This is a genomic window from Comamonas sp. BIGb0152 (assembly GCF_024809975.1).
Classification (GTDB): Bacteria; Pseudomonadota; Gammaproteobacteria; order Burkholderiales; family Burkholderiaceae_C; genus Comamonas.
Map to the genome: position 1 here is coordinate 406,926 of NZ_JANUDY010000002.1, position 20,282 is coordinate 427,207.

Genomic DNA, 20,282 nt, shown 5'->3' on the forward strand with positions numbered 1-20,282 from the left:
ATGCCTCGTTTGAACACGCTGACCCTGGTGCTGCTGCTGGTCACCAGCAGCCTGGCCCAGGCCGCCACGGGCCAGGCCTCGAATGCGCAAGAGCGCACCCAGGCACGCGCGCAAATTGCGCTGGAGCGCAAGGACAGCGAAGCGCGCCTGGCCAACAATGAAAAAATCTGCTATCAGCACTTTGCCGTGACGGACTGCCTGCAGAAAGTGCGCCGCCAGTACAACACCGAAGAGCGCGCGCTGCGCCAACGCGAGTTGGCCATCAATGCCAAAGAGCGGGATGAGAAAACCGCCAACCAGCGCGATGCCAGAGCGAACAAGCAAAATGATTTTGAGCGCAAGCACCCGCCGCTCGATGGCGGCGCCTTGAGCCAGCCCGATCTGGAGCAGCGCCAGAAGGAGCACAACGAGCAGGCTGCCCAGCGCAGCAGCCAAGGCCCCAAGCGCAACGCCGAGAGCATTGCCGAGCAGCAGCAGCGCCGCGAGCAAGATGCCGCCCGCCGTGCCAGCAGCCAGGCCGGCAAGGTGGACAGCAAGCAGCGCACCCAGCAGCGCCACAACCAAGAGCGCGCTGACAGCATCAGCGAGGCCCAAGAGGAATACGATGCCAAGCAGGAAGCCGCACAGCGCAAGCTGGAGGCCCATGACAAGCGCATGAAGGAGCAAGAAGGCAAGCGCAAGGCCGCGCCACTGCCTGTGCCCCAGTAAGCCAGCAGCCAGGGCCTGGTGGCCCGGCCCCGCTGGTAAAGACCAAACCCTATAATGGAAGATTCGCGCCCGCACCGCTTCAGGGGAAGCCGGGCAGGCGCCACCACTGCTGCACACCATGAGTACACCCACTTTTTCCGTCGCTGAGATCCGCAAGACCTTTTTGGACTTTTTTGCGTCCAAGGGGCACACCATTGTTCCGTCCAGCCCGCTGGTGCCGGGCAATGATCCGACGCTGATGTTCACCAACTCCGGCATGGTGCAGTTCAAGGATGTGTTCCTGGGTACCGACAAGCGCCCCTACACCCGCGCGACGAGTGTGCAGACCTGTCTGCGAGCCGGTGGCAAGCACAATGACCTGGAAAACGTGGGCTACACCGCGCGCCACCACACCTTTTTCGAGATGCTGGGCAACTGGTCGTTCGGTGACTACTTCAAGCGCGAATCGCTCAAGTGGGCCTGGGAGCTGTTGACCGAGGTCTACAAGCTGCCGGCCGAGAAATTGCTGGCCACCGTCTATGAAGAAGACGACGAGGCCTACGACATCTGGACCAAGGAAATCGGTCTGCCGCCTGAGCGTGTGATCCGCATTGGCGACAACAAGGGCGGCCGCTACAAGAGCGACAACTTCTGGATGATGGCCGACACCGGCCCATGCGGCCCTTGCTCCGAAATCTTCTACGACCACGGCCCCCACATTGCTGGCGGCCCTCCGGGCTCGCCCGATGAAGACGGTGACCGCTTCATCGAAATCTGGAACAACGTGTTCATGCAGTTCGACATGGCCGAAGACGGCTCGGTCAAACCACTGCCAGCGCCTTGCGTCGATACCGGCATGGGCCTGGAGCGCCTGGCTGCCATCTTGCAGCATGTGCACAGCAACTACGAGATCGACCTGTTCCAGGCCCTCATCAAGGGCGCTGCGCGCGAGACGCATATCGAAGACCTGGAGACCCCCTCGCTCAAGGTGATTGCCGACCACATCCGCGCCACCGCCTTCCTGGTGGCTGATGGCGTGATCCCGTCTAACGAAGGACGCGGCTATGTGCAGCGCCGCATCATCCGCCGCGCGATCCGCCACGGCTACAAGCTGGGCCAGAAGACGCCTTTCTTCCACAAGCTGGTCAAGGACCTGGTCGCCGTGATGGGCGATGCCTACCCCAAGATCCGCGAGCAAGAAGCGCGTATCACCGAGGTGCTGAAGGTCGAGGAAGAGCGCTTCTTCGAGACCCTCGCCAACGGCATGGAAATCCTAGACAGCGCGCTGGCCGGTGGTGCCCAGGTGCTGCCTGGCGATGTGGCCTTCAAGCTGCACGATACCTATGGCTTCCCACTCGACCTGTCCAACGACGTGGCGCGCGAACGCGGCCTGAGCGTTGATGAGGCGGGCTTCCATGCGGCCATGGAGCAGCAAAAGAGCCAGGCCCGTGCCGCAGGCAAGTTCAAGATGGACCGGGCACTGGAATACACCGGCGCAGCCAATGCATTCACGGGCTACACGCAGCTGAGCGAAGCGGCCAAGGTTGTGGCGCTGTATGTCGATGGCACCAGCGTCAACGCGATCAACGCAGGCCAGACGGGTGTGGTGGTGCTGGATACCACGCCGTTCTATGCTGAATCGGGCGGCCAGGTGGGCGACCAAGGTGTGATCTCGGCGGGAGCCAATCGCTTTGTCGTCGAAGACACTTTGAAGATCAAGGCCGATGTGTTTGGCCACCATGGTCAGCTGGCCGCAGGTAGCCTGAAGGTGGGCGACGCGGTGCAGGCCGAGGTGGATACCGCCTTGCGCGCCGCCACCATGCGCAACCACTCGGTCACCCATCTCATGCACAAGGCGCTGCGTGAAGTGCTGGGCGACCATGTGCAGCAAAAGGGCAGCCTGGTCAATGCCGAGCGCACCCGTTTTGACTTTGCGCACAACAGCGCCGTGACCGATGCACAAAAGCGCGAGATCGAAAAGCGCGTGAATGCCGAGATCCTGGCGAACACCGAAACCGGCGCGCGCGTGATGGACATCGAGAGCGCGCAAAAGACCGGCGCGATGATGCTGTTTGGCGAAAAGTACGGCGAGACCGTGCGCGTGCTGGACATCGGCACCAGCCGTGAGCTGTGCGGCGGCACCCACGTGCAGCGCACCGGTGATATCGGCCTGTTCAAGGTCGTGGCCGAAGGCGGCGTGGCCGCTGGCGTGCGCCGTATCGAAGCGGTAACGGGCGAGAACGCCTTGGCTTACCTGCAAACGCTGGAATCGGCGGTGGACGAAGCTGCCGCGACCTTGAAGGCCCCGGTGGCCGAGCTCAACCACCGCATCGGTGGCGCGCTCGACCAGATCAAGGCGCTGGAGAAGGAACTTGCCCAGCTCAAGGGCAAGCTCGCCTCCAACCAGGGCGACGAGCTGGCCGGCCAGGCGGTGGACGTCAAGGGCATCAAGGTGCTGGCTGCCACCTTGGATGGCGCCGATGCCAAGGCATTGCGCGACACCATGGACAAGCTCAAGGACAAGCTGGGCACCGCTGCCATCGTGCTGGCGGCGGTAGACGGCGACAAGGTGCAACTGGCCGCAGGCGTGACCAAGGACAGCATCGGCAAAGTCAAGGCCGGTGATCTGGTGAACTTTGTGGCCCAGCAAGTGGGCGGCAAGGGCGGCGGCAAGCCGGACATGGCGATGGCCGGCGGCACCAACCCCGCAGGCCTGGCCCAGGCGCTGGCGGGTGTTCAGGCCTGGGTGGCCGAACGGGTTTGACCGAGCTTCCACCGCGTTAGAGCCGCCGCGTCAGACGCACCAACAAGCCTCCTGCACTGCAGGAGGCTTTTTTGTGTCTGCACGGCAGCCATCGCTTCGCGCATCCCGTTGCGCGTCCATCTCCTTGGGCGGGGCTTGTGCAGCGCCTCTCCCGCCTTCGTGCCGTTGCGACAGAACAAGGCGGGCTGCGGATCGCCTTTTTGCTGGTTTTACTTACAAAATCGGCGGCGATTTCGGGTTAACCTTGGCCCCCATCGAGGACTACAACGAGGAGAGATGAATGCTGAACACAACATGGAGCAGCGCTGCCTTGGGCGCTTTGGCACTGGCTTTGGCCGCTATCGCCCCTGCGGCGCAGGCCCAGTATGGGCGTGGCGGTGAGGTGAGCTGTGAGAGCCAGGACGGGCGCACCCGCGAGTGCCGCACGCCGTTCCGCGATCCGGTGGTGAGCCAGACCTTGTCGAGCGCTTCCTGCGTGGAAGGCCGCAGCTGGGGACACCGGGGCGGCGGCGTGGTCTGGGTGACCGATGGTTGCCGTGCCCGCTTTACGGACAGCCGAGGCGGTGGCGGAGGCGGCGGCAGCAACCAGCTGGTGCGCTGCGAAAGCAACGACGGCCGCATGCGCGAATGCGCCATTCCGCGTGGCGCGCGGGTCGAGATCGCACGCCAGCTCTCCGACACCCGCTGTGAAGAAGGGCGCAACTGGGGCCAGCGCAGCGATATGGTCTGGGTCAGCCGTGGTTGCCGCGCTGATTTTGCCATCGGTGGGGGCTATGGCGGTGGCCGCCCCAACCCGGGCTATGGGCAAGGGCGTGAGCTGACCTGCAGCAGCGACGACCGGCGTGACAACAGCTGCGACTGGAACCCGCGCTGGGGCTACCCTGTCTTGCTCGAGCAGCTGTCCAGCGATACCTGCCGCGAAGGCTACACCTGGGGCTATGATGAACGCGCCCGGCGCATCTGGGTAACGCGCGGTTGCCGTGGCCGCTTTGGCAGCCGATAAATCGGCGCAGATGCAGCAACGCGGCCAGCTTGAACTGGCCGCTTTTTTTATGGGCCGGTCCCTGCCATCGGTATCGGCCGGCTGCACCCATCCGCCAGGCCGGCGCTGCAGCGGCTGGGCCCTGGCGCCCCTGGGGTATGGGCAAGCGGCGATAATGCTGGCCTATGTCATCCCCCAAAGTGTTGTTCGGCTTCCATGCCGTTGGTGTGCGCATGAAGACTGCGCCCAAATCGATCATCGAAGTCTATTTCGAGACCACGCGCCGCGACGCGCGCATGCGCCAGTTTCTGGAGCGCGCCAAAGAAGCGGGCGTGCGCCTGATTGAAGCAGATGCACCGCGCATCGCCAAGTTGGCAGGCTCGCACGGCCACCAAGGCGTGGCCGCCCGGGTCGAAGAGATCAGGGACACCCGCACCTTGGACGAGCTGCTCGACGACCTGGAAGAAGCGGGCGTTGCATCGCCCTTGCTGCTGGTGCTTGACGGGGTGACCGACCCCCACAACCTGGGCGCCTGCCTGCGCGTGGCCGATGGCGCTGGTGCCCATGCGGTGATTGCGCCCAAGGACCACGCGGTCGGCATCAATGCCACCGTGGCTAAGGTGGCCAGTGGTGCGGCCGAGACAGTGCCGTATTTCATGGTCACCAACCTGGCGCGGACCTTGAAAGAGCTCAAGGCCCGCAATGTCTGGATCATCGGCACCAGCGACGATGCCCCCAACACGGTGTACCAGGTCGACCTGAAGGGCCCCGTGGCCCTGGTGCTGGGCGCCGAAGGCGATGGCATGCGCCAGCTCACCCGCAAGACCTGTGACGAGCTGATCGGCATCCCGATGATGGGGGCGGTCTCCAGCCTCAATGTGTCGGTGGCCAGCGGCGTGTGCCTGTATGAGGCCCTGCGCCAGCGCACGCCCCCGAAGGCGGCTTAAGGCATTGGGCAGGCGTTGCCTGCCAATGGCAATGGCGATTGGCCACACTTGGCTACACCAAAAAAAAGGCTGAACCCCTTGGGGCTCAGCCTTTTGTTTTTTGATCAGGCCTCAGTGCCCGGCCCGGTGGGGGACTTAGTCGTCCAGCTTCTCGTGCAGCACCACGCCGGTTTCAGGGTGGATCTTCAGCTCGACGCGAAAGCCCTGGGCATTGATGGCATCGGCCTCCCAGATGCCGTCGTCCAGTTCCAGATCGCGCACATGGCTGTAGCCGGCTTGGGCCAGCAGTTGCTGGATTTGCGCGGCGCTCAAAATAGCGCTGCCTGCGCCGGCACCTGGGGTGGGGCTGGGCTGGCCGGGCTGGGACAGCAGCTCCAGGCTCACCGGGTGCAGCACCAGCTTTTGCTTGACGCCGTTGGCGCCGCGCACCTTGGCTTCCCAGAAACCGTCGTCAAACTCCACTTCCTTGATCTGGCCATAACCCAGCGACTGCAGCTTGGCAGCGACCTGGCTGGCACCGGGGTAGGTGGTGCCCAGCTCGGCCTTGCGCAACGCCACCAGGCTGCCATCGGCATCGCTGACCAGCACATAGGCGCGGTTGCCATCTTGCTGGGTGGCCTTGGCCGTCCAGTAGCCGTATTGCTTTTCCAGGTCCTGCGGGGCAACCAGGCCGCTGGCGGTGATGCTGTTGAGCACTTCCTGGGCGTTGTAGGCCTGTGCGGCAAATGGCAGGCTGGCGGCCAAGCCGGCGGCACCCAGGATCCAGGCGATGGTGGTTTTCTTCATGGTTCAATCCCTTGTGTGTTGTGGCATGCAAACCAGCGGATGGCTGATTCGTCATGGATTGAAGTATGGAAAACCTGGGCTAAACGTACTGTGAAGTGATCGTTCATGCTGCGTTTAACCGCGCTTGTCATAATGCCTGCCATGGCGCAAGTTCAATGTCGGTTTCCTCGCATCGCAGCATGCCTCCTGGCCGGGGGGCTGCTGCTGGGCAGCGCCAGCCAGGCGGCCGAGCACGATGCGGTGCGCGCCGCTGTTGCTACCGGCCAGTACAAGCCCTTGTCTGCCATCCTGGCCGAAGTCGCTGCGGCCCATGCCGGGCGGGTGGTGGATGTGGAGACCAAGCGTGGCCCCAAGGGCGAGCTGCGCTACGAGATCAAACTGGTGGACAACCAGGGCCTCAAGCAAGAGCTGCTGATTGATGCGGCCAGCGGCCAGACGGTGCAACGCGTTGCCAAGGACCGCTCGCAGGCGCTGGGCATGCTGGAGCTGGCCCAGTACCTGGCCAAGGTGGCGCAGCAACACGCCAGCCGTATCACCGATGTGGAGTTTGAGCGCGACAGCCAGGGCCGTGGCGTCTATGAGATCAAGCTCAGTGCCGACCAGCAGGGCTACCGCAAGCTGGTCATGGATGCCGCGACCGGCCAGGTGCTGCCGTCGGCCCAGGCCAAACCCCGTAACCCTGCGCCGCTCAAGCGGGTCGATGAACTCTTGCAGGCGCTGGCACCGCGCTTTCCAGGCCTGGTGCTGGAGGTGGAGCTGGAGCACGACGACACGCAGGCTTCTTACTATGAAATCGAGTTGCTGCAGGGCAATGGCAGCACCTTGGCGCTGAAAGTGGATGCACGCAGTCTGCAGGTGCTTAAACAAAAAGTGGAGGATTGAGCGCCGATGCGAATTTTGGTGGTCGAAGACGATGCCGAACTGGCAGCGCAAATTCAGCAGGCACTCGCAGCTGCCGGCTTTTCTGTCGATGTGGAGGCCGATGGCGATGCGGCCTCGTTTGCTGGCAGCACCGAGCCGTACGACGCGGCGGTGCTGGATCTGGGCCTGCCCCAGCGCGATGGCCTGACGGTGCTGCGCGACTGGCGCGAGGCCGGCTGCCATTGGCCGGTGCTGATTTTGACGGCCCGCAACCGCTGGAGCGACAAGGTCGCGGGTTTTGGTGCCGGTGCAGACGACTACCTGACCAAGCCCTTCATGCTCGATGAGGTGGTGTTGCGCCTGCGTGCCATGCTGCGCCGCACGGCCGGCAGTGCGGCCACGGTGCTGCGCGCCGGTTGCCTGGAATACGACGTGACCGCTGGCCGTTTTTTGCAAGACGGCCAGGGTTTGCAGCTGACGGCGCAGGAGCACAAGATTCTGGCCTACCTGATGCACCACCCCAACCGCGTGCTCTCGCGCACCGAGATCAGCGAGCATGTCTATGCCCGCGATCTGGACCCGGACTCCAACACACTCGATGTGCTGATTGGCCGCATACGGCGCAAGCTGCGCCAGTCCGATCTGCTGGTGACCGAGCGGGGGCAGGGCTTTCGTTTGAATGCCCCTGGCTAGCAGCGGTGTGAGCCCTTAGCGCCATGGTCTCGTCTCGCTCTGCTGCCGCCGACCGCCGCTATCCAGCGCGGCGCCATCCCGCGCGGCGCTGGTCGCTGGCCGCGCGCATGGCCGCCTTGGTCATCGTGCCCAGCTTGTTGGTGATGGTGCTGGGCGGCTGGTGGCTGCGCTACGAGGTGCACGCCAGCTTGCTGGCCAGCATGTCCCGCACCTTGGAGGAGAAGTCCGAACGCATCCATGCACGCCTGGCCTGGCTGGCCGACGGCCGGGTGCAAGAGACGGCAGGCGGCAGCGATGAATTCAGCGCCATCTTCTCGGGCTGGTACTGGCAGCTGCAGGGCCAGGCGCCAGCGCAACTGCGAACCGCCGCCACCCCAGTGGTGCTGGCCCGTTCGCGCTCACTGTGGGACCAGCCGGACCTGGTGCTGAGCCCCGCTACCTTGTGGGGCAGCGAGCGCTTGCAGCAAGCGCTGGGGCCCAAGCAGGAGCCACTGCTGGTGCAGCACTTTGCGGTGCAACTGGCCGCCGGTACTGCGCCCATGTATTTGCAAGTATTTGGCCCGGCGCAGCCCTTGGTGGCCAGCCTGCGCAGAATTGACCAGATTCTCGCCACCACCTGCGCCGTGTTGCTGCTGGTCATCGGCGCCTTGGTATGGCTGCAGCTGCGTGTGGGCCTGGCACCGCTGACGCGCCTGGTCGAGGTGATCGCGGGTCTGGGCAAGCCCGCAGAGGGCGCAAAGCCTGCGACCGAGCAGATCGCCCAGCTGCCGCTGGGTGCAGATTTGCAGCCTTTGCAGCAGGAGCTGGCGGCCTTGCTGGCACGCAATACCCAGGTGGTGGAGCGCTCGCGCTCCCACGCGGCGGACCTGAACCATGCGCTGAAAAAGCCCTTGTCCTTGCTGGTGGCCCATGCCGGCACGGGCAATGCCATACCGGCTGCCGTGGTGCTGCAGCAGACCACCGCGATGGCGCGGCTGATTGACCGCTACCAGGCACGCACCTTCAGCGATGCGACCTTGGTGCATGGCGGCGGCACAGGTCTGCCCATGGATGTGCTGGCCTGCAGCCAGCAAATGCTGGCCATGATGCGCCAGCTGCACCAGGCGAGTGACCTGGATTGGCGCTTGCTGGGCGAGGGCACCACGCTATGGTGGCGGGGCGAGCGGGCCGACCTGGAAGAGCTGCTGGGCAACCTGCTCGACAACGCCGGCAAATGGGCCGCTTCGCAGGTGCGCTTGACGGTGCAGGGCAGTTCCGCCCAAGGCCTGGTGCTGCAGATCGAAGATGATGGCCCCGGCATGACGGCCGAGCAAATGCAGGCAGCAGGCGAGCGGGGCAAGCGCTTTGATGAATCGGTGGCCGGCACCGGGCTGGGCCTGGCGATTGCGCAGCACATTGTGCGGGGCTACGGCGGCCAACTCCAGTTGCGCAAAAGCGCGGCCTTGAAGGGCTTGTTGGTGCGTGTCGAGATGGCGGGGGTGCTGGCCTGAGCGCTGCGCGATCAGCCGCCCAACTGCACGACAGGCACAAAGCCGCCAAAGATCATGCGTTTGGCATCAAATGGCATATTCGCTGGCTGCATGTCTGCCAGGCGCGGGTCGGCCATCACCGCGGCATTGATGCGGTCGCGCTCAGCGCGCGAGGTGTAGACGATCCAGGAAAAGCAGGCGACTTCATCGCCCTGGAGCTTGACGGCCATGGGGAACGAGGTGACTTCGCCATCAGGCACATCGTCGCCTACGCATTCCCAGTATTGCAGCGCGCCATGTTCCATCCAGACTTTGCCGGCCGCCTCGGCCATGGCCCGGTAGGCATCGAGCTTGGCGCGGGGTACGGGCAGTACAAATCCATCGACATAAGGCATGGTGGTCTCCTGGGCGCTCAAACGGCGCCGATATTTGGTGTGCGCTACAGGGCAGCGAGAAGGCCCAACTACAAGGTCGCAGCCAAGGCCACGAGCTGGTCCGTGGCCACGCCCCAGCCGGTGTGAAAACCCATGGCCTCATGCTGCTTGCGGGTCTCTTCGCTCCAATGCCGCACGGTGGCGGTGTAGCGGGTCTGGCCCGCTTCGGGCTCGAAGTTGATGATGGCCGTCATGAACGGCTTGGCGCTGGGCACCCAGCCTGCGGTGTAGGCATCGGTAAACACCAGCCTGCGGTCCGGCACCACTTCCAGGTACACGCCGGCATTGGGGTACTGGTTGCCCTGCGGGTCGCACATCACGATCTGGCTGCCACCGCCGACGCGCACATCCACGTCGGCGCTGGCAATCGTCCAGGGCTTGGGCACAAACCACTGCTGGAGCAGGGCAGGTTCGGTCCAGCAGCGGTAAAGGGTGGCGGCGGGGGCGTTGATCAGGCGGCTGAGCACGAGATCCTGGGGATGGGCTTGGACAGACATGGTGGGCTCAGGCATGGGGTTGCGGTGTCTGGACATTCACCATCCAGGGGATGGCAAAGCGGTCGGTCACCATGCCAAAGCCGGGGGACCAGAAGGTCGCGGCAAAGGGCATGCTCACCTGGCCGCCTTCGGCCAAGCCTGCAAACACCCGCGCACCCTCGTCGGCAGAATCCACACCGATGGACACCCACAGGCCCTGGGGCTTGAGGTAGCCGCCGCCACAGGTATCAGTGCTGGCGCCAGGCATGGCGGGCAGGGTGTCCGAGGCCATGATGGCCTGGCTGCCCACTTGCAGGTGGGCATGCATCAGACGGGCCTGTGCCTCGGGCGGCAGGGGTGGCATGCCCTCGCTGGCGGGCATGTCGGCAAAGCGCATCTGTTGCACCATCTGGCCGCCAAACAGCTGCGCGTAGAACGCCATGGCTTGGGCGCATTGGCCGTCAAAATTGAGATAGGGGATGAATTGCATCGTTCTCTCCTGGTCGTGGGTCAGACATTCTGGGCTCTGCCCTGCGGCCCTGTCCATCAGCAAATGGCTAGGACGGTGTCTGAATGTAATTAACCGAGGCCTTGCTTTCACCCAGGATGCTGGAGTGGGGCGGCAGCGCTTGGGCCCTGCCTTATGCTGTGCGCTTGGTTTTCACAGCTTTTTATATGTCCCTTGATTCCTTGCATGCCCCGGCAGCCCCGCCCATCGCCGATACAGATATTGCCAGCCTGCGACAGCGCTTGCAGGAAGCACGGCATGTGCTGGTGTTGACGGGGGCTGGCGCCAGTGCGGAATCCGGGGTGCCGACGTTTCGCGATGCGCAGACGGGCTATTGGGCGCAGTTCAGCCCCGAGGAGATGGCCAGCGAGGCGGGCTTTCTGGCCCATCCGCAGCGGGTATGGGACTGGTACCAGTACCGCCGCCAGCTCATCAGCCAGGTGCTGCCCAATGCGGGCCATGTGGCGCTGGCCCAGTGGCAAGCCTGCCACCCCGACCGCATGACCCTGGTCACGCAGAATGTGGACGGCCTGCACCAGCGTGCGGGCAGTGCGCCGGTGCTGTGCCTGCATGGCAATCTGATGGAGAACCGCTGGCTGCTGCCGCCCAAGCCTTGCTGCGATGCCCGCTTTACCGAAGGCGATGCCCCGCCCCAGTGCCCCGGTTGCGGCAACTACCTGCGCCCTGGCGTAGTGTGGTTTGGTGAGGCCTTGCCCCATGCTGCGCTGCAGCAGGCGCAAGATGCCGCCAAGGCTTGCGATCTGATGCTGGTGATTGGGACCTCAGGCCATGTTTACCCGGCAGCCGGCTTGGCGCATACCGCAGCCAGAGGTGGTGCCCATGTCGTGGTCATCAACCCCGAGCCTACGGCGCTGGATGGCGTGGCCGATATCTGTTTGCGCGCGCCATCAGCGCAGCTGTTGCCCCAGTTGCTTAGTGCTCAGCGCTCGCCGCATTGAGCACGGCCATGGCGTCATCATCCAGCGGCAATTGGCTGGCGCGAATGAGGGACTGCAACTGCTCCAGATTGCTGGCGCTGGCAATCGGTGAGGCAATCGCCGGCTGACGCATGACCCAGGCAACGGCCACTTCGCCCAAAGGGGCGTCTAAACGGCTGCTGACTTGCTCCAGCGCGGCCAGAATGCGCAGGCCCCGGTCGTTGAGGTAGAGCTGGGTGGTTTTTGCGCCGCGTGGGCTTTTGCTGGCGTCTTCTGCCGTGCGGTATTTGCCGGTCAAAAAGCCGGCAGCCAGGCTGTAGAAATTGATCACGCCCACCTTGTGTTCTACGCACAGCGGCTGCAGCTCCTTCTCGAACACCGCACGGTCATACAGGTTGTAGAGCGGCTGCAGGCTTTCGTAGCGGGCCAGGCCGTGCTGCTCGCTGGTGCGCAGGGCTTCGGCCAAGCGTGCGGCGCTGTAGTTGCTGGCACCCACGGCGCGTACCTTGCCCTCAGCAATCAGCTCGCCAAAGGTGCCCATCACGTCTGCCAAGGGCACCTGCGGGTCGTCGTCGTGCGACTGGTAAAGATCGATGTAATCGGTTTGCAGGCGCTGCAGGGAGGCATCCACCGCTTGGCGAATATATTCTGGGCGTAGGCCCATCTTGCCATCGCCCATGTCTTTGCCCACCTTGGTGGCCAGCACGACCTGCGCGCGCTTGCCCGAGCTGCGCAGCCATTTGCCCAGCACGCGCTCGGACTCACCGCCGCTGTGGCCAGGGGCCCAGCGCGAATACACGTCGGCGGTATCGACAAAGTTCATGCCGGCATCCAGCCAGGCATCGAGCAGGCGAAAGCTGGTGGCCTCATCGGCAGTCCAGCCAAACACATTGCCGCCCAGGCACAGCGGCGAGACTTGCAGGGAGGATCGGCCAAGAGAGCGCAGGGGTGTAGTCATAGTTTGTGCAAGCGTGGAGGCCCAGCGGGCGGAGCAAACATTATGCGACCCGGCTTGCAGCAATGCCATCGTTGATGCAGCGCAAACGGCGCGCAATCGTCGCATGCGGGCCAGTGTCTCAGTCGCTGGACAGTTTGCCGGGCCATGCGTTTTAGAGTAAGTTATGCAGGCAACAACAAAAAGGAGTGACGCTATGTTTAAACATATTCTGGTTCCGGTCGATGGGTCTGCCACCTCCATGCTCGCCGTCAGCAAAGCCGCTGGCCTTGCCAAGGCCTTTGGCAGCCAGGTCACCGCCGTCTATGTGATCGATCCCTATCCCTTCACCGGTGTAGGTGCCGATTTTGCCTATGGCCAGGCCCAGTACTTGTCGGCTGCCACCGCAGATGCCCACACGGCCCTGGATGCCGTGAAAACGGCGATGGAGCAGGCCGGCATTGCCGTCGATGCCGTCATGGGCGAAGGCCACTCCGTGCATGACGGCGTGATGGAAGCCGTCAAAACCACCGGTGCCGATCTGATTGTGATGGGCTCGCATGGCCGCAAGGGCCTGGAAAAGCTGGTGCTCGGCAGCGTGACACAGCGGGTGCTGAGCGACAGCCTGATTCCCGTTTTGGTCGTGCGCCAGTAACACCATTAACGCCAAGTCGCCGCGCACCCTCGGCGGCACGCGTAGATCGCCCACCCTGCGTGCTGCCCAATCTTGTGCAGCACGCAATGCTTTTGGGACCGCCGTAAGCTCGCCCGCTTGACGGAGTTTTACATGCAGTCTTTTCCTCCTCCTTATTGTGATGCCGACCAAGTGGACGGCACCTTGCGCGCTTATGGCTATGCGGTGCTCAGCCCCGCTGCAGTGGCGCAGTGGGCGGCCTGCCCGCCTGATGACCTGGCCGCGCTCAGCCGCCACTGGGAGGCCATGCCGCACGACGCCTACCTGAAAGACGGCGGGCGCTACCGCAAGCGCCGCCATTCCTGCTATATCGTGCAGGGCGACGGCGTGGAGGCCGTGGCCCACCGCGCGCACTGGCAGCCGGTGGAGTACAACGCCTTGCATGGCGGCATGCAGCGCTGGTTTGAGCCCGTGGAGGCGAACACCCAAAGCTTGCCTGCTTGGACCCGCATCCTGCAGGCGCTGGGGCATAGCGCAAAGGCGCTGTTTCCGAGCAGCGGTTCTGAGCGCTGGTACACCGAGGCCCACCAGTTCCGCATCGACACCGCCGAAGGCATTGGCCGGCCGACACCCGAAGGCGCCCACCGCGATGGCGTGGACCTGGTCGCCGTATTTTTGGTGGCGCGCGAAGGTATCAAAGGGGGCGAGACCCGTGTTTTTGATGCCCAAGGCCCCCAGGGCCTGCGCTTTACCTTGACCGAGCCCTGGTCGCTGATGCTGCTTGACGATGCACGCATGATCCATGAGAGCACGCCGATCCAGCCGCTGGGGGAGGAGCCAGGCCATCGCGATACCTTGGTGGTGACTTTGCGCAGGCAGGCGTTTCAGGGCGACGGCGTCTGATCGCCGCGAACTTGGCGATCTGAGACAGCCACAAAAAAGGGCACCTGTGCAGGTGCCCTTGTCGTATCTGAGCCCGGTGCTTACTGGATGGTTGCGCCCGATGCCTCGACGATGGCCTTGGCATCTTGGAAGTCCTTGTGGAAGAACTTGTCAAAGTCGGACGCAGACATGGCCTGGGGCTCGGCGCCTTGGGCCAGGATGGCGTCCTGCACTTCCTTCTGGCCCAGCAGCTTGTTGACTTCGGTGTTGAGCTTGCTGACGATGGGTGCGGGCAGGTTCTTGGGGCCAAACAGGCCGTACCAGGTGCTCACGTCAAAGCCCTTCATGCCCAGCTCGGCCACAGTGGGCACATCGGGCAGCGAGGTGCTGCGCTTGGCGGAGGTAACGGCCAGGGGGCGCAACTTGCCAGCCTTGATTTGGCCAATGGCCGAAGGCACCGAAGAGACCAGCAGGTCGACATTGCCGGACAAGGTATCGAGCAACGCGGGGTTGGAGCCCTTGTAGGGCACATGGGTCAGCTTGACGCCAGCGGCCTTTTCAAACAGCACGCCGGCGATATGGATGCTGGTGCCATTGCCGGGCGAGCCATAGGTGATCTTGCCGGGGTCAGCCTTGGCAGCGGCGATCACATCGTTCAAGCTCTTGTACTTGCTGTTTTCTGCGGTGGCGATGATGACCGGCGAATAGGCGATATGGGCAATCGGGGTCAGGTCCTTGGCGGGATTCCAGGGCAGGCCCTTGTACAGGTAGTAGCCCAGAACGACGTTGTCCTTTTGGCCCATTACGATGTCATAGCCTGTCGGCTGGGCCTTGGCCACTTCGCTGATGCCGATGGTGCCGCCAGCGCCTGCACGGTTGTCGGCCACCACGGTCCAGTGGTTTTGCTCGCTGAGCTTTTGCGCGATGATGCGCGAGAGAATATCGGTGCCACCGCCTGGTGGAAACGGCACCACCATGCGCACCGGCTTGCTGCCGGGGTAGTCAGCAGCTGGGCCCTGGGCCATGGCTGCAGAAGCAGCGCCGACCGTGATCGCCACGGTGGCGCATTGCAAAATCTGTTTCATCATTTTGTTGTCTCCTTGAGGGTCACACCTTCGCATGGCTTGTGCATGGCAGGCAGGATGGGTAGTTGCATAAACAGCCAAAGGGGTGATGATGTATGCCATCACGCTAGGTGGCATATTCTAGGGGCTGTGGTTCGGAGCGATGTGGCTGAGGCGTGCTGCAGTATGCAAAACATGGCTAGGCGTCAATGGCCAAGGCTCCAGGCGTATACAGATGGCAACAGAAGGATCAACTATGAAAGCAAAATTCGTTGGGGCTTTGGCCTCGGTGGTCATGGGCTGTGCGGCCTTGGTGAGCCTGCCCAGCCACGCAGCGCTGGCTGTTGGCACCCAGGCACCGTTGTTCAGTACCCAGTCGGCCTTGGCTGGCAAGGTGCAGCGCTTTGACATGGCGGAGGCCTTGAAGCGCGGACCGGTGGTCTTGTACTTCTTCCCCAAGGCCTTCAGCCAGGGCTGCACGATCGAAGCCCATGCCTTTGCCGAAGCCACGCCCAGCTTTGCCGCATCGGGCGCGCAGGTGGTGGGTATCTCGCATGACGACATTGCCACGATGCAGCGCTTCTCCAGCGAGGCCTGTCGTGACCAGTTCAGCGTGGCGTCGGACCCTGATGCCAAGGCCATCCAGGCCTATGACGCGGGTTCGGCCGCCAGGCCCGGCACGGCATCCCGTATCTCTTACGTGATCGCACCCGACGGCAAGGTGATCTTTGCCCATGAGGGGAGTGATCCGATGGCGCATGTGCAGCAAACCTTGCAGGCGGTGCAGGCCTGGAAGGCGCGCCAGAAGCCTTAAACCGCAAAACCGCCACGCCCACGCCTCGCTGCGGTGGCGGCAGCGATCAGGCCAGCACGGATGGCCTATGATGCGCGGATGCTGGCAAGTCTGCTTCAACCCCAATGGCCCCACCGGACATGGCGCACTGCGCGCCGCTGGGCGGTGGCCTGGTGGCGCATCTTTTACCTGGGGGCCGTGGTGCTGGTGATGCTGATGTCGCCCAGCAGCTACGGGCCGCAAACCCGCGCGCGCCTGATGCGCCGCATGTATATCGACACGGCACCCATCTTGCTGGGGTTTACCGCGCTGGCCGCCTTGATGTGCCTGGTGGTGGCGCGGATCGTCTTTGTCACCGCGACCAGCTATGGGCTGTCGCGGGTGGCGGTGGAGATGGTCATCCGCGTGCTGGTGCTGGAGCTGATCCCGCTGACGGCAGCCTTGTTTGTCGCCATGCGCTGCTCGATCCCAGCGGGTGCGCAACTGGCCAAGATGCGCGAGGCCGGGCATTTTGAGCGCCTGCGCCAGCATGGCTATGACCCCGTACGCACGGAGATGCTGCCCCTGGTGGTGGCCAGCATGTATGCCTCGGTTACCTTGGCTGCACTGTCCTGTGTGGTCTCGCTGGTGATGGTTTATCTCAGTGTTTATGGATTGACCTGGGTCGGGTTTGATCTGTACACCCGCATGTTTGCCAGCGTGTTCACGCCCATGGTCACCTGGTTGTTCGGCCTCAAAACCTTGCTCTTTTGCCTGGCGGTCGCGCTCATTCCCACGGCCTCGGCCATGTACAGGCCCTATGGCGCGCGCCAGGACGAGGTCCTGGGCCCCGACTCGGACCTCAGTGGCCTGGCACGCATGTTTGCCATATTGCTGCTCATCGAGGTGGCTTCGCTGTTGGGCAACTATTACTAGGGTTCACGCTCGGCGGTTCAGCGCACGGCTCAGCCAGGGCTGAACAGGCTTTTAAGGCACTGATCGGCACCCTGGCTGCGCAAGATTTAAAATACCGGATTGCCTGCACCTGCTGCCACCGCCTGTGTGGGCCACCCATTCTTGGGCCATGCCTTGGCCGCGCAACCACCATGACTGAATCTCACCCCCACAGCCCCTGGCGCATGTCTGTTGCGCCGATGATGGACTGGACTGATCGCCATTGCCGCTTTTTTCACCGTCTGCTCAGCCGCCAGACCCTGCTCTATACCGAGATGGTGACCACTGGCGCGCTGATCCATGGCGATGTGGCGCGGCATTTGCGTTTCCATGCCGAAGAACACCCGGTGGCCTTGCAGCTGGGCGGCAGTGAGCCAGCGGATCTGGCCCAGTGCGCCAAGCTGGCGCAGGACTGGGGCTATGACGAGGTCAACCTCAACTGCGGCTGCCCCAGCGAGCGCGTGCAGCGCGGTGCCTTTGGTGCCTGCCTGATGAATGAGAAAGAGCTGGTTGCGGACGGCGTCAAGGCCATGCGCGATGTGGTGGACATCCCCGTGACCGTCAAGCACCGCATCGGCATCGACAAGAACGAGAGCTACGACTTTGTGCGCGATTTCATCGGGACGGTGGCCGATGCCGGTTGCGAGGTGTTTGTGGTGCATGCGCGCAATGCCTGGCTCAAGGGCCTCTCGCCCAAAGAGAACCGCGAGATCCCGCCGCTGCGCTATGAAGTGGTCGCGCAGCTGAAAAAAGACTTTCCCCATTTGACGATCGCCATCAACGGCGGCATTGCGGATGACGAGACGGTGCTGGCGCAGCTGGCCCAGGTGGATGGGGTCATGGTGGGGCGCGAGGCCTACCACAACCCCTGGTGGCTGACCCGTTGGGATGCCTTGTTCTATGGGGCTGAGCCCAACAACGACATCAGCCGCGAATCGGTGGAAGAAGAGATGGTGCGCTACATGGAGCGCGAGGCGGCCGAGCACGGCACGCACTGGTCCTCCATTGCACGCCATATGCTGGGCCTACGCCAGGGCATGCCCGGTGCCCGCCGCTGGCGCCAGGTCTGGAGCGACCACCGCATGAAGCACCTGCCGCCCCACGAGGTCATGCAGGCCGCGCGTACCAAGCCGGAACGCACTACCGATACGCCCGTTTTAGTAAGTATTTGATACGGCAACGCCGATGGCAGCCGGGTGCTACCGGTCGGCTTTGCGTAGCGGCTTGTGCGGGACTGTCCCCGGTGGCACCCCGACACATGCGGGGTTCTTAGACCCAAAATCCCCCTCGGCCCATTCTGGGCGCCAGATACAGGGCTGCAAACGGCGGCCCAGCGCATGCCGGCAGGCCTGGCGCAGCCGGTAGCGGTTGCTATACTTCCCGCGATATATGCCGCCCCAGGCAGCGCCAAGCAGGCGCATGCCTGGGCCGCAAAGTGCAGACCAAACAAAGCACAAGGGACGAGGGATGGGGGAAAAGAATTCGCGATGGGCCTTGGGCCTGTTGTTGGCGCTGGGGTGGCTGGGCGCCCACCGCTTTTATCTGGGGCGCTATGCAAGCGCTGTGGGGCAACTGGCCTTGACCGTGCTGTGCGCGGCGCTGTGGCTATGGGGCGGCGCTGCCGCAGCTTACGCGCCTTACCTGCTCGGTCCAGTGGTCTTTTGGCTGCTGCGTGATGGCTTTTGGTTGTTTGACTACTTTCGGGTCGAAGAGGACATGGATTCGCGCCTGTCCGCTTTTTCCCAGTCGCAGCTCGATGAGCAGGCGTCTCAGCCAGCGGTCAAGGCACAGACACCCGCAACCCTGGCGCTTGCTCCCTTGACCCAAGCCTTGGTAGCCGCGCCAGCGCTGCCTGAACCCACGCCCCAGCCCGCAGCCGAACTGCACACCGACAAAAAATCGCTGGCCATCCAGATGGCGCAAAAGCACATTGGCGATGCGCTGGCACGCCAGGATGTGCAGACTGCGCACGCCGAGGCGGATAGCTTGGTCAGGTACCTGGCGCAGCGCAGTCGCAAACCGCAAAGCGACCCCCATTTGGCGATGGCCTATTTGCTGCAGGGGATGACCTTCTACCAAACCGAACACCTGGATGCCGCGCGCAAAAAGCTGCAGATGGGTGTGCACCTGGGCGCAGCTTTTGCCGAGCTGGCGCAACCTGTGCAGCAGGCGCAAGCCTGTTTGCAGCGCCTGCGCGCGCCCAAGATGGCGCCGGGCGCCGCTGCTGCCCCTGCGCTGCAGCCAGGGCAGTATCCGCTGCTGATGCAGTCGCAGGACTGGGCCCAGGCACTGGCGCTGTGTGAGCAGACCATTGCCTCACGCCCAGCTAGCCAGGACGGGGATGTGCCCGATCTGGCGCAGCACCACCTGCATGCGATGGAAATTGCCCAGCACCTGGGCGATAGCGAGCGCCAACGCGGGCATGGCCAGGCCTTGCTGGCGCTGGCCGCGCGCGAGGGGGCTGCCGTGCCCACCGCTTTGCGGCGCCAGGCGCTGGAGCGCCTGGGCGATGTGTACCAGTCTGAGGCGGACCACCACCGGGCCCACCAGCACTATGCGCAAGCGCTGGCGCTGGTGGATGTGCGCAGCGGGGGCAACGCGGCAGCGCAGGCCTTGGCGCTGTGCGCGCTGTTGCAGCGCATGGCCCGCAGCCATGCGGCTCTGGGTGAGACTGCGCAAGCGCTGCAATGCTGGCAGCGGCTGGCGCTGTACGTGGACAGCTTTGACCGGCTGGACCAGCAAGGCCAGCGCATGCCCGACCCGGAGGCCGTGTCGGGCATGCTGACCGCCTACGCAGCCTTCGCCATCAGCCACCAACCCACACGGGTCAAACCCCTGGTGCAGCAGGCCTTGCGCATACAGCAGCGCAGCTGCCGGGGCTACTCGCTGGCCGCCGCGCGGGCCTATGCGGTGTTTGCAGATTTTCTGGCGGCGCATGGACAGACTGATGCCCGCCGCAGCTACCTGAAAAAAGCGCTGTTGCTGGTGCAGATCTGTGACCCGGACAACAGCGCGCATCTGCAGCAGCTGAAAACAGCGATCAGGGAGGCGGTATGAGCGTGCAAGGGCTTTTTTATGCGCTGCCGCGCCATGGCCTGCGGGGCTTGCTGGTGGAGCCATCGACGATGGATGACTACCTGCAGCGCAGTGCCACGCAAGGCGGCCCGCTGGCCATGCTGGACCAGGGCAGCTTCTGGCAGCAGGACATGCAGCGCCTGCCCGAGATCGAGCCGGGCGTAGCGGTGGAGGGCACCTTGGCCCTGCAGTGCTGGGCCTGGCCAGCGGATTTGGTGAACGATTGCGCGCAAAGTTTGGCGGGGATCAGCGCTGCCCAGCTGGTGCAGCGCATGCATGCCTGGCAAAAGGCGCAGGATGGCACGCCGCCCGGTCTCGAAGCGCTGCGCCTGTGGGTGCGCCGGCAGGCCGCGCTGCGCTGCTTTTGGCAGGCAGCGGCCCAGCGGCGCGATGCCGTGCTGCTTTACGTGGTGTAGCGCGGG

General features: G+C 64.0%; 21 protein-coding genes. 15 read left to right on the forward strand and 6 right to left on the reverse strand.

The window, feature by feature from the left end:
- From M2375_RS05355 to rlmB, 4 genes are all read left to right on the forward strand, one after another.
- Nucleotides 1-708: a hypothetical protein gene (locus M2375_RS05355; protein WP_259164415.1), complete on the forward strand. Its 708-nt coding sequence runs from the start codon at nt 1-3 to the stop codon at nt 706-708.
- Nucleotides 709-826: 118 nt separating this feature from the next.
- Nucleotides 827-3,451 carry an alanine--tRNA ligase gene (alaS, locus tag M2375_RS05360; protein WP_259164416.1) on the forward strand — a complete coding sequence of 875 codons (2,625 nt, stop codon included), beginning with the start codon at nt 827-829 and terminating at the stop codon, nt 3,449-3,451.
- Between the two features lie 280 nt (nt 3,452-3,731).
- Nucleotides 3,732-4,454 carry a DUF3011 domain-containing protein gene (locus M2375_RS05365; RefSeq protein ID WP_259164417.1) on the forward strand — a complete coding sequence of 241 codons (723 nt, stop codon included), beginning with the start codon at nt 3,732-3,734 and terminating at the stop codon, nt 4,452-4,454.
- Nucleotides 4,455-4,618: 164 nt separating this feature from the next.
- Nucleotides 4,619-5,380: a 23S rRNA (guanosine(2251)-2'-O)-methyltransferase RlmB gene (gene rlmB / locus M2375_RS05370; protein WP_259164418.1), complete on the forward strand. Its 762-nt coding sequence runs from the start codon at nt 4,619-4,621 to the stop codon at nt 5,378-5,380.
- Between the two features lie 135 nt (nt 5,381-5,515).
- Here rlmB and M2375_RS05375 read toward each other — a convergent pair whose 3' ends face one another.
- The gene (locus M2375_RS05375; protein ID WP_259164419.1) at nt 5,516-6,166 is read right to left on the reverse strand and encodes a PepSY domain-containing protein; all 651 of its coding nucleotides are present in this window, start codon (nt 6,164-6,166) and stop codon (nt 5,516-5,518) included.
- Between the two features lie 141 nt (nt 6,167-6,307).
- Between M2375_RS05375 and M2375_RS05380 the strand changes: the two genes are divergently transcribed.
- The 3 genes from M2375_RS05380 to M2375_RS05390 are packed head-to-tail and all read left to right on the forward strand — an operon-like array spanning nt 6,308 to nt 9,210.
- Nucleotides 6,308-7,048, forward strand: a complete 741-nt coding sequence (locus M2375_RS05380) for a PepSY domain-containing protein (protein WP_259164420.1) — start codon at nt 6,308-6,310, stop codon at nt 7,046-7,048.
- A 6-nt stretch (nt 7,049-7,054) separates the two neighbouring features.
- Nucleotides 7,055-7,720 carry a response regulator transcription factor gene (locus tag M2375_RS05385; RefSeq protein ID WP_259164422.1) on the forward strand — a complete coding sequence of 222 codons (666 nt, stop codon included), beginning with the start codon at nt 7,055-7,057 and terminating at the stop codon, nt 7,718-7,720.
- A gap of 23 nt (nt 7,721-7,743) precedes the next feature.
- Nucleotides 7,744-9,210, forward strand: coding sequence for a sensor histidine kinase (locus M2375_RS05390; RefSeq protein WP_259164424.1), 1,467 nt, complete (start codon nt 7,744-7,746; stop codon nt 9,208-9,210).
- A gap of 11 nt (nt 9,211-9,221) precedes the next feature.
- Here the strand turns inward: M2375_RS05390 and M2375_RS05395 are convergent, their stop codons facing one another.
- The 3 genes from M2375_RS05395 to M2375_RS05405 form a co-directional block, all read right to left on the reverse strand.
- On the reverse strand, nt 9,222-9,584 hold the full coding sequence (locus M2375_RS05395; RefSeq protein WP_259164425.1) for a DUF1428 domain-containing protein: 363 nt from the start codon (nt 9,582-9,584) through the stop codon (nt 9,222-9,224).
- 68 nt (nt 9,585-9,652) lie between these two features.
- Entirely contained in the window at nt 9,653-10,120 is a 468-nt protein-coding gene (locus M2375_RS05400; protein WP_259164426.1) for an SRPBCC family protein, read from the reverse strand.
- Nucleotides 10,121-10,127: 7 nt separating this feature from the next.
- Entirely contained in the window at nt 10,128-10,589 is a 462-nt protein-coding gene (locus tag M2375_RS05405) for a VOC family protein (protein ID WP_259164427.1), read from the reverse strand.
- Nucleotides 10,590-10,774: 185 nt separating this feature from the next.
- Between M2375_RS05405 and M2375_RS05410 the strand changes: the two genes are divergently transcribed.
- The gene (locus M2375_RS05410; RefSeq protein ID WP_259164428.1) at nt 10,775-11,566 is read left to right on the forward strand and encodes an NAD-dependent deacylase; all 792 of its coding nucleotides are present in this window, start codon (nt 10,775-10,777) and stop codon (nt 11,564-11,566) included.
- Here M2375_RS05410 and M2375_RS05415 read toward each other — a convergent pair.
- Complete coding sequence (locus tag M2375_RS05415; RefSeq protein WP_259164429.1) at nt 11,541-12,503, reverse strand: aldo/keto reductase; 963 nt, start codon at nt 12,501-12,503, stop codon at nt 11,541-11,543. The genes M2375_RS05410 and M2375_RS05415 overlap by 26 nt on opposite strands.
- Nucleotides 12,504-12,696: 193 nt before the next feature.
- Here M2375_RS05415 and M2375_RS05420 point away from each other — a divergent pair, with 193 nt between their 5' ends.
- Nucleotides 12,697-13,134, forward strand: coding sequence for a universal stress protein (locus M2375_RS05420; RefSeq protein WP_259164430.1), 438 nt, complete (start codon nt 12,697-12,699; stop codon nt 13,132-13,134).
- A gap of 132 nt (nt 13,135-13,266) precedes the next feature.
- Nucleotides 13,267-14,016 carry a 2OG-Fe dioxygenase family protein gene (locus M2375_RS05425; protein WP_259164431.1) on the forward strand — a complete coding sequence of 250 codons (750 nt, stop codon included), beginning with the start codon at nt 13,267-13,269 and terminating at the stop codon, nt 14,014-14,016.
- Nucleotides 14,017-14,096: 80 nt separating this feature from the next.
- Here M2375_RS05425 and M2375_RS05430 read toward each other — a convergent pair whose 3' ends face one another.
- Nucleotides 14,097-15,083, reverse strand: a complete 987-nt coding sequence (locus M2375_RS05430) for a tripartite tricarboxylate transporter substrate binding protein (RefSeq protein WP_259164432.1) — start codon at nt 15,081-15,083, stop codon at nt 14,097-14,099.
- Between the two features lie 232 nt (nt 15,084-15,315).
- Between M2375_RS05430 and M2375_RS05435 the strand changes: the two genes are divergently transcribed.
- The 5 genes from M2375_RS05435 to M2375_RS05455 all read left to right on the forward strand — a co-directional run bounded on the left by M2375_RS05435 (nt 15,316) and on the right by M2375_RS05455 (nt 20,276).
- Nucleotides 15,316-15,873 carry a peroxiredoxin gene (locus M2375_RS05435; protein WP_259164433.1) on the forward strand — a complete coding sequence of 186 codons (558 nt, stop codon included), beginning with the start codon at nt 15,316-15,318 and terminating at the stop codon, nt 15,871-15,873.
- Nucleotides 15,874-15,951: 78 nt separating this feature from the next.
- Entirely contained in the window at nt 15,952-16,767 is an 816-nt protein-coding gene (locus M2375_RS05440; RefSeq protein ID WP_259164434.1) for an ABC transporter permease, read from the forward strand.
- Between the two features lie 170 nt (nt 16,768-16,937).
- Nucleotides 16,938-17,957, forward strand: coding sequence for a tRNA dihydrouridine(20/20a) synthase DusA (gene dusA, locus M2375_RS05445; protein WP_259164435.1), 1,020 nt, complete (start codon nt 16,938-16,940; stop codon nt 17,955-17,957).
- A gap of 295 nt (nt 17,958-18,252) precedes the next feature.
- Entirely contained in the window at nt 18,253-19,842 is a 1,590-nt protein-coding gene (locus M2375_RS05450; protein WP_259164436.1) for an NINE protein, read from the forward strand.
- Entirely contained in the window at nt 19,839-20,276 is a 438-nt protein-coding gene (locus M2375_RS05455) for a YfbM family protein (protein WP_259164437.1), read from the forward strand. Before M2375_RS05450 ends, M2375_RS05455 begins: the two co-directional genes overlap by 4 nt.
- Nucleotides 20,277-20,282: the final 6 nt, after the last annotated feature.

Excerpts from the sequence above, each read along its gene's own strand:
- M2375_RS05355 (WP_259164415.1), top strand. The coding sequence starts at position 1 with ATGCCTCGTTTGAACACGCTGACCCTGGTGCTGCTGCTGGTCACCAGC.
- alaS (WP_259164416.1), top strand. The coding sequence starts at position 827 with ATGAGTACACCCACTTTTTCCGTCGCTGAGATCCGCAAGACCTTTTTG.
- M2375_RS05365 (WP_259164417.1), top strand. The coding sequence starts at position 3,732 with ATGCTGAACACAACATGGAGCAGCGCTGCCTTGGGCGCTTTGGCACTG.
- rlmB (WP_259164418.1), top strand. The coding sequence starts at position 4,619 with ATGTCATCCCCCAAAGTGTTGTTCGGCTTCCATGCCGTTGGTGTGCGC.
- M2375_RS05375 (WP_259164419.1), bottom strand. The coding sequence starts at position 6,166 with ATGAAGAAAACCACCATCGCCTGGATCCTGGGTGCCGCCGGCTTGGCC.
- M2375_RS05380 (WP_259164420.1), top strand. The coding sequence starts at position 6,308 with ATGGCGCAAGTTCAATGTCGGTTTCCTCGCATCGCAGCATGCCTCCTG.
- M2375_RS05385 (WP_259164422.1), top strand. The coding sequence starts at position 7,055 with ATGCGAATTTTGGTGGTCGAAGACGATGCCGAACTGGCAGCGCAAATT.
- M2375_RS05390 (WP_259164424.1), top strand. The coding sequence starts at position 7,744 with ATGGTCTCGTCTCGCTCTGCTGCCGCCGACCGCCGCTATCCAGCGCGG.
- M2375_RS05395 (WP_259164425.1), bottom strand. The coding sequence starts at position 9,584 with ATGCCTTATGTCGATGGATTTGTACTGCCCGTACCCCGCGCCAAGCTC.
- M2375_RS05400 (WP_259164426.1), bottom strand. The coding sequence starts at position 10,120 with ATGTCTGTCCAAGCCCATCCCCAGGATCTCGTGCTCAGCCGCCTGATC.
- M2375_RS05405 (WP_259164427.1), bottom strand. The coding sequence starts at position 10,589 with ATGCAATTCATCCCCTATCTCAATTTTGACGGCCAATGCGCCCAAGCC.
- M2375_RS05410 (WP_259164428.1), top strand. The coding sequence starts at position 10,775 with ATGTCCCTTGATTCCTTGCATGCCCCGGCAGCCCCGCCCATCGCCGAT.
- M2375_RS05415 (WP_259164429.1), bottom strand. The coding sequence starts at position 12,503 with ATGACTACACCCCTGCGCTCTCTTGGCCGATCCTCCCTGCAAGTCTCG.
- M2375_RS05420 (WP_259164430.1), top strand. The coding sequence starts at position 12,697 with ATGTTTAAACATATTCTGGTTCCGGTCGATGGGTCTGCCACCTCCATG.
- M2375_RS05425 (WP_259164431.1), top strand. The coding sequence starts at position 13,267 with ATGCAGTCTTTTCCTCCTCCTTATTGTGATGCCGACCAAGTGGACGGC.
- M2375_RS05430 (WP_259164432.1), bottom strand. The coding sequence starts at position 15,083 with ATGATGAAACAGATTTTGCAATGCGCCACCGTGGCGATCACGGTCGGC.
- M2375_RS05435 (WP_259164433.1), top strand. The coding sequence starts at position 15,316 with ATGAAAGCAAAATTCGTTGGGGCTTTGGCCTCGGTGGTCATGGGCTGT.
- M2375_RS05440 (WP_259164434.1), top strand. The coding sequence starts at position 15,952 with ATGCTGGCAAGTCTGCTTCAACCCCAATGGCCCCACCGGACATGGCGC.
- dusA (WP_259164435.1), top strand. The coding sequence starts at position 16,938 with ATGACTGAATCTCACCCCCACAGCCCCTGGCGCATGTCTGTTGCGCCG.
- M2375_RS05450 (WP_259164436.1), top strand. The coding sequence starts at position 18,253 with ATGGGGGAAAAGAATTCGCGATGGGCCTTGGGCCTGTTGTTGGCGCTG.
- M2375_RS05455 (WP_259164437.1), top strand. The coding sequence starts at position 19,839 with ATGAGCGTGCAAGGGCTTTTTTATGCGCTGCCGCGCCATGGCCTGCGG.